We start from the raw sequence: 12820 nt of genomic DNA, 5'->3' as shown, positions 1-12820 counted from the left end.
ATAAGGTATATTAATCACAATTAATTTAATTCCTCCTTTAGGGGGTTAGGGGGCCAATGAAAGTTGCAGGTTTTACATTCATCCGCAACGCGGTAAAAAACGATTACCCGGTTGTAGAAGCCATTACATCTATTTTGCCCATTTGCGATGAGTTTATTGTAGCCCTTGGTAATTGCGACGATGGCACCCGCGAGTTGATAGAAAGTATTGATTCGCCTAAGATCAAAATACTGAATACCGAGTGGGATGAATCCAAACGTAACGGCGGAACCGTGTTTGCCGACGAAACCGATAAAGCCTTCGCGGCGATATCGCCAGATGCAGACTGGGCCTTTTATATACAGGGTGACGAAGCCGTTCACGAAAAGTATCTCCCTACCATAAAAAAGGAGATGGAAGACAACCTGAACAATCCTAAAATTGAAGGCCTTTTATTTAAATACCTACACTTTTATGGATCGTATGATTATTACAGCCAGTCGCGCCGTTGGTACAGGCGCGAGATCCGCATCATCCGTAATAACCAAGCCATTCATTCCTATCGGGATGCGCAAGGTTTTAGGTTAGATAGCCGGAAGATAAATGTTAAACTGATTGATGCTTATATCTATCATTATGGTTGGGTGAAACCTCCAAAAGGCATCGTCAACAAAATGTACAACTTTAACAAGTTTTACCATGGCGAACAGGCAGCCAATGCGCCCGAGCCTCAAACTTTTGATTTTGACTATGGCAATGCCGATAAGCTGATCCGTTATACCGACACGCACCCGGCAAGCATGCTTAAACGCATAGCCGTTGCCAACTGGAAACTGAACATTGATTGGGCAGCCGTAAAAAAGAATATGCCCTTCCGCCGTAAGGTACTCCAAAAAATAGAAGAACTAACCGGCTGGCGCGTGGGCGAATACCGCAATTATAAAATAGTTAAAAAGTAGTGAGCATAAATAAACAACAACATATATTAATTAGCCGGGTTGATGCCATTGGCGATGTAGTGCTCACATTACCCCTATGCGGATATTTAAAAAGTATTTACCCCGATATAAAGCTCTCTTTTTTGGGCCGCACTTATACCGGCCCGGTAATTAAAACCTGCGCCGCAGTTGATCACTTTATTAACTATGATGAATTAAAGGCATTGCCGGAGCAGGAGCAGATACTGGCGCTCCGGTCCGAAAACATAGATACCATTATTCACGTTTATCCTCAAAAAAAAATAGCAGCACTGGCTAAACGCGCGGGCATAAAGAAGCGGATAGGCACAACCAACAGAACCTTCCATTGGTTAACCTGTAATAAATTAGTAAAACTAAGCCGTAAAAATTCTGATCTGCACGAAGCACAATTGAATATTGCGTTATTAAAGCCTTTGGATATTACACAAATACCCAAGCTTAACGAGTTAGCCGGTTTTTATAATTACCGATCAACAACAAAATTACCAGAAGAACTTGCCAAGCTGCTACCAGCAAATAAATTCAATATCATCCTCCACCCTAAATCAAACGGTAGCGGCCGCGAATGGGGGCTTGAACATTTTAAAGAATTAATAGAATTATTACCTGCCGATCAATTCAACATCTTCATTTCGGGATCTGATAAAGAAAAAGAGCTGCTTAAAAACTGGTTACCTACCTTACCAGCCCATGTAATTGACATGACGGGGAAATTAACTCTCGATCAGTTTATCGCTTTTATTGCTCATGCCGATGGTTTGATAGCAGCAAGCACCGGGCCTTTGCACATTGCTGCACTCACAGGAATACATGCTTTAGGTTTATACCCGTCAATACGGCCAATCCATCCCGGCCGCTGGGGGCCAATAGGTAAACAAGCCGAATATATAGAAAGTGGTGCCGACCAGTTGCATAACATATCCCCGACTGATGTTTATGACAGGATTAAGAAATGGATTTAACTGGTTTTACCCATTCCATTATCGCATCCATAACCATATCAACAGATATACTCGAAAGATCATCAGAATCACTTTCAATGTGCTGGCCTTTGCGGCCTAAAGGTGCCCATTGTATAGCATTCATGGCCCAGCTGATTGGGAATAAGCCAAGCGTATGTATACCTGATGCCGCGCCAATATGTACCGGCCCAGTACCCGAAGCCAATAAACCATCCGCTTTAAAAATAAAGGCTACCAATTCGGCCAAGCTCATTTTTCCGCTCAGGTCGGTTACGTTAGCGGGCATATCTTTCACCCAATCTTCAAACAGTAAGGCCTCTTTTGGCGATCCGGTGATAATGATATTGAATTTGCTTGCAGGTATTTTATTAATAAGTGCCTTAAAGCGGTCCATATGCCACTCCCTGCCACTCCCGTTTGATTTTGGGTGCAGTATCAGGTTAAATTTATCAGCTTTTAAATGTTGCGATAACCTTTCGGGAAGCTCTGTTGCCGGTTTAAAATGATCGCGGTAGCTATAAGCCAGTGTACCCTGAGTTGGTACATGATCAATACCTATGGCACGCAGTAAAAATATAGGGCGTTGTGCTTCGTGTAAAAATGATTTACCGCGACTCAGCCTGATCAACCTGTTACAATATAAAAAGTGGCTGTTTTTGCTGGTAATACCTATCCTTATCGGGATGCCAGCTTTTTTACCTAGCCTGGCTACAGTAGTTTTAATAAAGGCATGAACAATTACATCAATATTCCTGGCCCTGATATTTGCTATCTGTTCCTGTTCGGTCATCAAAACCAACTCATCATGATCAATAAAATGATCAACTGCCGAGCAGGCATCAACAATGGGTTTGGTATAACCACGACCTAAAAAACTGATAATTACCTCCGGTATTACTTGTTTCAAATAAATGCAGGTTGGTAACGTTAATACAACATCGCCAACCGCATCGATACGGTGAATCAGAATATGCTTTATATTGTCGTTAGGGTTAACAGCCATGCTTGTAAATGATATTTCTAATCCCGCAAAAATAGGTTAATAAAATTTTGAACGAAATTATCGGGATTAATTATATGCAATATAAGCTAAAAATTGATTTTACCCACAGAATACAATGTAGCCGTAATGCCATACAAAATATCCATTACTATTGATTATTTTTGCAACCTTAAATTCTTTAATGAAAACTTATTTCCGTTTACTATCCTTTGCAAAACCTATTGAAAAGTTTGCAATACCATATATCATTTTTACCATATTCTCGGTAATTTTTAATACGCTCAATTTAGCATTGCTTGCTCCATTATTAAACTCCATATTTTTCAGCAAAGCCATTCCAGATGTTGTGACTAAGCCCGAGAGCTTATTTGATATAAAAAAAGCATTTGATTATTACTCTTACCTGGCACAGGTTAACTATGGGCAATCCGGTGTGCTGCACTTTGTTTGTTTGGTTATTGTAGTATCCGTTTTGTTAGGGAACCTTTTCCGCTACCTTTCACAGCGTACTATGGAAAACCTCCGGATCCACACCTTATTAAACCTGCGCAAATCGGTTTTTGATAACGTGATGAATTTGCACATGGGCTTTTTTAGCAACGAGCGCAAGGGCGATATCATATCAAAAATAGCATCAGATGTACAGGTAGTTCAATTTTCGGTTACGGGTACGTTGCAGGTTATTTTTAAAGAGCCTTTAACATTAATTACCTATCTGGTTTGGTTATTTGCCATATCATACAAACTAACCTTCTTTTCCATGCTGGTTATCCCGGTATCGGCGTTCATTATTTCAAGAATTGTGAAACGTTTAAAAGAGCAGGCCATCGAATCGCAAAAATCATATGGTAATATGATCAGTAATCTGGATGAGGCCTTAACCGGAATAAAGATCATTAAAGCATTTAATGCCGTAACCTTTATTAAAAATAAGTTTCATGGCGAAAACCTGCGTTACTCAAAAATTGTCCGTTCAATGGCTAAGAGGCAGCAATTGGCATCACCGGTGTCTGAGTTTTTAGGAACTGCCATGGTAGCGGCCATTGTATTGTATGGTGGCGATCTGGTTATTCAGCATAAAGGCGATTTGGATGGGCCTCACTTTATTGCCTACATCGCCATGTTTTCGCAGGTAATGCGCCCGGCGAAAGCTATGTCTGATGCCTTTAGCGGCATTCACTCAGGTATTGCGGCCGGCGAGCGTGTTTTGGCTTTGATAGATGAGAGGCCATTAATAGTTGACGCACCTAACGCTGTACCAATTGAAAGTTTCAATAGCGATATCAAATTCCAGAATGTATCCTTCGCTTACAACGAAAAAGTGGTTCTGAATAATATTAATATCACCATCCCGAAAGGTAAAAAAGTAGCATTAGTTGGCCCATCAGGTGGTGGTAAATCAACCATGATGGATTTGATACCACGTTTTATTGAACCACAAAATGGCAGCATTTTAATTGACGGGCAGGATATTAAAGGCTTGACAACCGACTCCGTTCGTAATTTGATGGGGATTGTGAATCAGGAATCCATTCTCTTTAACGATTCCATTTTCAACAATATAGCCTTTGGCAAACCCGGCTCTACACTGGCCGAAGTTGAAGCCGCCGCCCGCATAGCCAACGCGCACGAATTTATTTTGGCTACTGAAAACGGTTATCAAACCAACATTGGCGATAGGGGTTCTAAACTATCCGGTGGTCAAAAACAACGGATCTGTATCGCGCGTGCCGTTTTAAGCAACCCACCACTGATGTTGCTTGATGAAGCTACCTCGGCATTGGATACAGAATCGGAAGTGTTAGTACAAGAGGCCCTGAATAATTTGATGGAGAACCGCACATCATTAATTATAGCTCACCGTTTGAGCACCATCAAAAATGCCGACCTGATTTTTGTACTGGAGGATGGCCGTGTAGTTGAGCAAGGCACCCACCAGGAATTATATGATAAGAACGGCTTATACCGCAGGCTAATTGACATGCAGGCTTTTAATTCGTAATTATAATGGGCGATAAAAAAGTAGCTGTAATTGTTCCGTTTTACACGAGCGATATCTCGGAATACGAACACATAGCCCTTGCCCAATGCGAAAAGATCTTATCATCATATCCCATTATCGCGGTTAAGCCCCAATCGTTGGATCTTAGTTCGATAGCATCCAAATATAACTTTACAGGTACCATTAGTTTTGATGATAGCTACTTTGCCAGTGTGCAGGGCTATAATAAACTAATGTTAGCCGAAGAATTTTATGCCGCGTTTACCGCTTACGAATACATACTAATTCACCAATTGGATGCCTTTGTATTTAACGACGAATTGCTAAATTGGTGCAACCGTGATATTGATTACATTGGTGCACCCTGGTTACGCATTAATGGTTACACAGATTTGTTTAAGGCCGTAAAATCAAGAATCCAACGACTTTATCATGCTCGTTTTAATGTGTATGTAAAAGGAATGCCGAGTGATATGCAGTTTATAAACAAGGTTGGTAATGGCGGTTTCTCATTACGCAGGGTTAATAAATTTAAAAACTTATGTGTAACCCATAAACCTAAAATAGAAGAATACCTTGCCGAAGGGTGGCATTATTTTAATGAGGATTCCTTTTGGAGTATTGAGGTAAACCGCAAACGGAAAATATTAAATATCCCCGGCTTTAAAACCGGATTGAAATTCGCTTTTGAACACGCTCCGCATAAGGCATTAAAACTTAATAATAACCGCCTACCATTTGGCTGCCACGCCTGGAACCGCAACGTGGAGTTTTGGCGAACGATATTTGCCCGCTACGGTTATACAATTTAGGATCTTGATAATTTTAAACGGGTACGCAGCACATAGTATTGCAGCTTGATAAACAGCTTAAAGCTCAACGTGCGCATTTTACTATCCTTCCATAAAAAGTGATCGGCAATATCCATAGATTGATTGCTTTTAACCAGTTGCTCCACAAAATACCGGAATGATTTTTTCTCTATCCTGATCTTATCCTGCAACGTATGCGGCTCAGCTTCTTTGGGTAAAATATGGAACCATTTATCCTGTAACTTAATGGTATCCTTTAACCAATGCTCGTTATAGCTCCCTTCCGAAAAATGCTCGAGCAATACATCAAAGGTAACGGCAACCGTTTTCTCCTGCCCTATCGTTAGCGAAAAATCAATATCGTATACGTGGAAACCAGTAAAGCTCTCATCAAACATATATTTGCTGGCTAATGCTTTAGTGGTGCAAAACCACACCCCGTCAACACATACCACGGGGGCCAGCTTAACCTTATCAGGATTACGGTATTCGTGCTTGCTTTCCCCTTCGGTAAATTTGTAACATTGTATCAGGTTGGTATAGTAATTTTCGCTGCCTATCCCATTCCACGATGTTGGGGTTATGGGGCGATAAGCACTCCCGGCAACGCCTATCAAACCAATATCTTCACGTGCTGTAAAGGTGCTCACAACAGCCTCGCCCCAGTTTTGGGTTTTGATTGCTATGTCTTCGTGCATAAAACATAAAACATTATACTTAGCCGCGCGGATACCCTGGTTGTAGATCTGGCACATGCCCTTGGCACCATCGCTGTTATCATAGGCGATGATCTCATAGGCAACACCAATAGTATTTTCAACATTTTTGCGTACCTGCTCTAATAATTCTTTCTTTGCCGAAGATATGATGATGGATATCATGAAGGTAGATAAGGTGTATTATAAACTTTTACCAATTAAACCGTTACTATACTGTATTGTTGATATTTCATTCTATTTTCATCAAACAGCGTATTTTTGTATTCGTATCCGTTCTAATTAAATAAAGACTGATAACTTTTACGAAGATACGGTTTTCGCCCCCTTAAATAAATACAACGAAATTGATATTCAAACAGAACCTGATTAACTAAGCCAAAGCATTTCGATCAAAATCGAAAAAGAAAAAATATCAAATCAAACTATCTGTTACAAATACCGTCAGAGAGATAGCAAACCATTATACCAACTTGGAACAACTCATTACACCTACCACCAAAACCACCTACACGTTTATCGATAGCATGCGCTTTATATCCATGATAGGTATCGTGATGGAGCACTGTGGTAATTTTTATGGTATCTTTTATCCAACCATGTTACAACGCCTTACGGTGATCGGTAACATTCAGATCTATAAATTCGGTACCATCATCTTCTTTTTACTCTCCGGATTTTTAATTGGCGATAAGATCAAAACCACTACTGCTAAAGATTATATGGCCAAGCGCTTTAGCAATACCATTAAGCCCTGGCTGTTTTGGGTGTTTTTGTACATCCTTTTAAGCTACGTAACATCGGCCATTATTTATTTCAAATTCCACCCGTCTGATTTTTGGCAAACGCCTACCCTGCCTATTACCTATCAGCTTAAAAACACCTTGCTTTTTACCAACTACTGGTTCATATTAAACTTTATGATCTGTTTGGGTATGTTGCTGGCTTTCCGTAAATATTTAGATTCATACTATTTTGGCGGGATCTTGCTTTTATTATCGCTGTTTTATTCCGTAAACCTTTATTTCAACTGGATAGAAACATCGCACACTACAGCTGTAGTAGGTTTTGTGTTTTACCTATGGTTAGGGTACCAGCTGCACAGGCATTACGATGCCTTTAAAAACTGGGTGAACTCGCTATCGGGATGGATACTAACCTTAGCTCTACTCGTAACTTTAGCTATCGCGATAGCCGAAAGCTATCATTTACTTCGGTTAGGTTCAACCGATGGATTCAATACTTTAAGAGCTTCAAATATCCTCTATTCGCTGGTGGCGTTTGTTGCGCTATTTAAATACAGTAAGTACTTTAATGTGAGTGTTTTTAAACCAAGGCATACTACCTATGGTATTTACCTGATCCACCAGTTGATCATATTCCACTTTTTACCGCTCATATTTTACCCCCTGGGTTATCACGATGATATCAACAACGTTCCGCAGATTATCGGGATGCAGTTGATACGTTTTGTAATGGTTTACGGCGTATCGTACGGATTAACCTTGCTACTCACCTACGCGCCTAAACGGATTAGCTGGATAGTAGGGCAATAAACGGGATTACTCTTTAAATCTTTCCGCAAATTCGGGCAGGCCCGATGCAGTATATTTTTCAAATTCGCGCTTAAGGTGTCCGTATTCTTTTGCGTAATATGGGCCGCAGGCATGTAAGCAAACCGCGTTTTTAATTAAGCCGGCCTTTAACTTTAAACGGATTGATAATAAGGACGACAGCACACCGTCTTCGCTCATTTTCATATCCATTTTAGCAAAATAGAGGCGCCATTTAATTTTATTATAATCCGATTTACGGTAACAGGTACACCAGCCACCGGTTGGGCCGCGCTCAATTACCTTGTCGCCACGCACATCATCGGTATAATGTTCGGGGCCGGGTTTGGCACCGTTGGTCAATTCGTTTTGGATAACGTTTAAAGCTACAAAACCGTAATCGGTGTAGGTGGTCATATAGTCTGCAAAAATCTTATCCAAACCTTGCGGAAAGCTCAATACATCGTCATCAACAATAACGGCATATTTGCCTTTTACCTCCCTGAACAGCTTTTTGTACGAGCTGATACCGTAGTTTTTTTTCAGTTTAATGATCCGGAAGCTTTTATGATTCTTATATTTTTCCAGAACATCATGCGTAGCATCGGTAGAACCGTTGTCCATTATCACGATCTCGCAATCAGACAGATCATCAATAGAAGCCAGCAAATTGCTGAGGCATTGCTCTAAAAACTTATACCGGTTCCAGGTTAATATCAGGAAACTGATCTTCATAACTTTAATTATTTATGGATACCAAAAACAAGCGTTTTAATATCTTTAGCCTGCCTTTTCAATGGCGATTTACTGATGTATTGAAATTCACGCTTATGTTTAAGCATGAGGTAATATAGCTGCAATTTGCTAAAAAATGATAAATCGCGCCTAACTAAACGTGTAATTCGTTTGATATATTCTGAATATTGCCCATTAAACGTACCGCAATAAACGGCCCAAGCCTTTTTATCCAGTAGCTCGTTAGGTTTTTCAACGGCCATATCGCGCTTGCTTTCTAAAATGTCGATGGTATTGGTAGTATGCTGTCTGTACTTAACCAATGGCTCACGTATTACTTTAACACTACCCACGTTACCCGCAACAAAAGCCAGCCACCAATCATGAAAAAACTGAGGGTTGAATGGCAAAGCATATTCAATCAGCTTATTATCAAATAGTATAGCATGGCCCGAAACACAATTCATAAATAAAAACGGCAAGGGCGAATCACCCTCATATAAGTTTAAAATATCGGATACATTTTTGTTTAAACTATTACCTTCCTCATCAATAAATTCCGAATCATGGTAAATAAGCACCGCATCGCCAATAGCGGCTACCTGCTTTGATATTTTTTGCGGATGCCAAATATCATCCTGGTCAGATAAAGCGATGTATTTCCCCTCGCATAAGGTTATAGCCCGCTCAAAATTTTTGACGTAGCCCAAGTTTTTTTCGTTATTAAAAACTTTAAGGTTGCTGTATCGTTCAACATAGCTTTCTAAAATGGCTTGCGAGTTATCTTTAGAGCAATCGTTAACAGCAATAACTTCCAGGTTTTGGTAGTCCTGATTGAGTATGGAATCCAATTGAAGTTCCAGGTACTTTTCGCCGTTATAAACACAGAGCGCTACAGAAACCAAAGGTTGTTGATTCATCATAGATATAGTTGCCTCAAATATAAAACATTGTGGGGCAGGTAAAGTTGTAGAATAAAAAAGCCTCCAAAAGATAAACTTCCGGAGGCTTTGTATTTTAAAGCTTGTTGCTTATGCCAGCTTGCGTTTAACTTCTACGTTTTCGTAAGCTTCAACAATATCGTTAACCTCAATGTTGTTAAAGTTGTGGATATTTAAACCACACTCGTAACCGCGGGCAACTTCTTTAACATCGTCTTTATAACGTTTTAACGAAGCCAGTTCGCCGGTGTAAATTACCACACCTTCGCGGATGATACGGATCTTACTATTACGGGTTATGGTACCATCTAACACCATACAACCTGCGATTGTACCAACCTTGCTAATCTTGAAGGTTTCGCGGATCTCAACGTTAGCGACGATCTTCTCTTCGAACGTTGGTGCCAACATACCTTCCATCGCGGTTTTGATCTCGTTAATGGCATCGTAAATGATGGAGTATAAACGGATATCAATTTGCTCTTGTTCAGCAAGCTTACGCGCACTGCCCGAAGGACGAACCTGAAAACCGATGATGATCGCATCCGAAGCGGAAGCTAACAATACATCCGACTCGGAGATCTGACCTACTGCTTTTGATATGATGTTTACCTGGATCTGATCTGTTGATAGTTTCAGCAATGAATCTGACAAGGCCTCGATAGAACCATCCACGTCACCCTTAACAATAATGTTAAGCTCCTTGAAGTTACCGATAGCCAAACGACGACCGATCTCATCAAGTGTGATGTGTTTTTGGGTACGTAAACCTTGCTCACGTTGTAACTGTAAACGTTTGTTTGCAATTTCGCGTGCTTCTGGTTCACTATCTAACGCGTTGAACTTATCACCCGCTGTAGGCGCGCCCTGCATACCCAACACCTGTACCGGTGTTGATGGACCAGCAGACTCAACCCTTTGGCCACGTTCGTTGGTTAACGCCTTAACACGGCCGCTGTAGCAACCTGCCAATATTGGGTCACCTACCTTTAAACGGCCTGCCTGTACCAATACTGTGGTAACAATACCACGGCCTTTATCTAAAGCAGCCTCAATAACGGTACCTACGGCACGTTTATTAGGGTTAGCTTTCAGTTCAAGCAATTCAGCTTCAAGTAATATTTTCTCTAATAAAAGATCAACATTTAAACCTGTTTTGGCCGATATCTCTTGAGTTTGGAATTTACCACCCCACTCTTCAACCAAAATATTCATGGCTGATAATTGTTCACGAATTTTATCCGCGTTAGCGCCCGGCCTGTCTATCTTGTTAAACGCGAACACGATTGGCGCGCCTGCAGCCTGCGCATGGTTTATGGCCTCGCGGGTTTGTGGCATCACGCTATCATCAGCAGCGATAACAATAATTACAATATCTGTTACCTGTGCACCACGAGCACGCATAGCGGTAAACGCTTCGTGACCCGGTGTATCCAGGAAGGTGATCTTTTGATTGTCTTTTAACGATACTTCGTAAGCGCCAATGTGCTGGGTTATACCCCCGGCCTCACCGCCTATTACGTTTGTATTGCGGATAAAATCCAGCAATGATGTTTTACCATGATCTACGTGACCCATTATCGTAACAATTGGTGCACGAGGGATCAGATCTTCAGGAGCATCAGGTTCATCTAATGTACTTTCTTCATCCTGTGGTTTAACAAACTCAACTTCGTAACCAAACTCTTCGGCAACGATGCTTAGCGTTTCGGCATCCAAACGTTGGTTAATAGACACAAACATACCCAAGCTCATACAAGTTGAGATAATTTGCGTCACACTAACATCCATCATGGAAGCTAATTCATTGGCGGTTACAAACTCGGTTACCTTGATAACCTTTGATTGCATTTCCTGATCCATTGCATCCTGTTCGGCAGATGCCGCAACATCATCACGCTTTTGGCGACGGAACTTAGCACGTTGGGCAAATTTACCCGACTTACCTGCACCGCTCAACCTGGCGAGTGTTGCCTTAATTTGATCTTGTATTTCTTTTTCTGAAGGTTCTTCTTTAGTACCGCCGTTAGAAACAGGTTGTTGCCCTTTGTTCCGGAAATCGGGACGTGAAGGACCCGGACCGGCTGGTTTATTGAAGCCCGGACGGTTACCCGGAGCGCCACCACCCTGAGGTGCCTGCTGACCCGGCGCGCCTTGCGGACGTTGACCCTGACCTTGTCCTTGTTGACCTTGCCCTTGACCACCACCCGGGTTTTGACCAGGAGGATTATCTTTACGTTTACGTTTGCGGCGTTGCTCGGCAGCGCTGTTAGCAGCGTTTGACGATGCCACAGGCGAGTTACGCTTAGGCTGATCAACCGGAAGAACGATTTTACCAATAACCTTAGGGCCTGTTAATTGCTCTGCTTTAGCGCGGATAACATCGTCACCTGCTTCTTCTGGAGCTGCTGGTGCTTCTGCAACCGGTGTTGCCGGAGCTGCTATAGGAACTTCTGCTACCGGAGGTGCTGCCACAACCGGTGCCGGAGCGGCCGGAGGTGTAACCACTACAGGTTTTTCTTCGGCAACAACTGGTTCTGGTTTTGGCTCTGGAGCTTTAACCTCTTCAGGTTTAACTTCCGGAGCTTTAACTTCAACCGGTGCCGGTGCCGCTACTACAGGTTCTTCCTTAACAGGTTCTTCCGCTTTCTTTTCAGGGCGTGTTTTAGCATTCAGGTCGTCAAGGTTAATTTTACCAACAACCTTAACACCCTGAAGTGTACTATCATCGCGCTCTTCGGGTACAACCGGCTTAGGTTTTTCAACCACGGGCGGCGCAACCGGAGCTTGCGGTGCACTGTATGAATGTAAATTTTTTACTAAAATTTCCTCGTGTTCAAAATCCTTTGAACGTGCAGGCGAAGTATGAGCCACTTCTGACCCAGGTGCCTGCTCTTCGCGTCTGATCTTACCAATACTGATCTGTTTTGCCTCTTCTTTGATATTTTTATCAAATTGAAATTCCTTCAACAGGGCATCATACATCTCGCCTTCTATTTTAGCGTTAGGCTGCTTTTCTATCTTGTAGCCTTTGGACGCTAAAAAGTCAACAATAGTACCAGTACCAATGTTCAGCTCTTTTGCTGCTTTAAATAACTTTATGGATTTGTCGTCTGACATTTATTAATTGTTTCTCC

At 41.7% G+C, this 12820-nt stretch carries 10 protein-coding genes; 5 read left to right on the top strand and 5 right to left on the bottom strand.

The features are described 5' to 3' along the window. The first annotated feature begins 56 nt into the window (after nt 1–56). Nucleotides 57–938, top strand: coding sequence for a glycosyltransferase family 2 protein (locus ABIN91_RS22810; protein ID WP_348053932.1), 882 nt, complete (start codon nt 57–59; stop codon nt 936–938). Further along, nucleotides 938–1921 (top strand): glycosyltransferase family 9 protein, encoded by a 984-nt coding sequence (locus ABIN91_RS22805; protein WP_348053931.1) that lies wholly within the window; start codon nt 938–940, stop codon nt 1919–1921. Before ABIN91_RS22810 ends, ABIN91_RS22805 begins: the two co-directional genes overlap by 1 nt. Here ABIN91_RS22805 and ABIN91_RS22800 read toward each other — a convergent pair. Further along, nucleotides 1905–2924, bottom strand: a complete 1020-nt coding sequence (locus tag ABIN91_RS22800; protein ID WP_348053930.1) for a glycosyltransferase family 9 protein — start codon at nt 2922–2924, stop codon at nt 1905–1907. The two genes, ABIN91_RS22805 and ABIN91_RS22800, sit on opposite strands and share 17 nt — an antisense overlap. A gap of 181 nt (nt 2925–3105) precedes the next feature. Here ABIN91_RS22800 and ABIN91_RS22795 point away from each other — a divergent pair, with 181 nt between their 5' ends. Together ABIN91_RS22795 and ABIN91_RS22790 are read left to right on the top strand one after the other, a co-directional pair. After that, nucleotides 3106–4926: an ABC transporter ATP-binding protein gene (locus tag ABIN91_RS22795; RefSeq protein WP_348053929.1), complete on the top strand. Its 1821-nt coding sequence runs from the start codon at nt 3106–3108 to the stop codon at nt 4924–4926. 5 nt (nt 4927–4931) lie between these two features. Next, nucleotides 4932–5738, top strand: a complete 807-nt coding sequence (locus ABIN91_RS22790) for a DUF5672 family protein (protein WP_348053928.1) — start codon at nt 4932–4934, stop codon at nt 5736–5738. Here ABIN91_RS22790 and ABIN91_RS22785 read toward each other — a convergent pair. Beyond that, nucleotides 5735–6619 carry a glycosyltransferase gene (locus ABIN91_RS22785; protein ID WP_348053927.1) on the bottom strand — a complete coding sequence of 295 codons (885 nt, stop codon included), beginning with the start codon at nt 6617–6619 and terminating at the stop codon, nt 5735–5737. The two genes, ABIN91_RS22790 and ABIN91_RS22785, sit on opposite strands and share 4 nt — an antisense overlap. A 308-nt stretch (nt 6620–6927) precedes the next feature. Between ABIN91_RS22785 and ABIN91_RS22780 the strand changes: the two genes are divergently transcribed. After that, a complete protein-coding gene (locus ABIN91_RS22780; RefSeq protein ID WP_348053926.1) occupies nt 6928–8010 on the top strand; it encodes an acyltransferase in 1083 nt (360 codons plus the stop codon). A 6-nt stretch (nt 8011–8016) separates the two neighbouring features. Here the strand turns inward: ABIN91_RS22780 and ABIN91_RS22775 are convergent, their stop codons facing one another. From ABIN91_RS22775 to infB, 3 genes are all read right to left on the bottom strand, one after another. Further along, the gene (locus tag ABIN91_RS22775) at nt 8017–8742 is read right to left on the bottom strand and encodes a glycosyltransferase family 2 protein (RefSeq protein ID WP_348053925.1); all 726 of its coding nucleotides are present in this window, start codon (nt 8740–8742) and stop codon (nt 8017–8019) included. Nucleotides 8743–8750: 8 nt separating this feature from the next. Next, nucleotides 8751–9665: a glycosyltransferase family 2 protein gene (locus ABIN91_RS22770; RefSeq protein ID WP_348053924.1), complete on the bottom strand. Its 915-nt coding sequence runs from the start codon at nt 9663–9665 to the stop codon at nt 8751–8753. 108 nt (nt 9666–9773) lie between these two features. Then, entirely contained in the window at nt 9774–12803 is a 3030-nt protein-coding gene (infB, locus tag ABIN91_RS22765) for a translation initiation factor IF-2 (protein WP_348053923.1), read from the bottom strand. Between the last annotated feature and the right edge of the window lie 17 nt (nt 12804–12820).

Origin of the sequence: Mucilaginibacter sp. (assembly GCF_039921305.1) — a bacterium.
In the GTDB taxonomy this organism is placed as follows: Bacteria; Bacteroidota; Bacteroidia; order Sphingobacteriales; family Sphingobacteriaceae; genus Mucilaginibacter.
The sequence above is the reverse complement of the archived record's forward strand: the minus strand, read 5'-3'. Positions and strand labels throughout refer to the sequence as shown.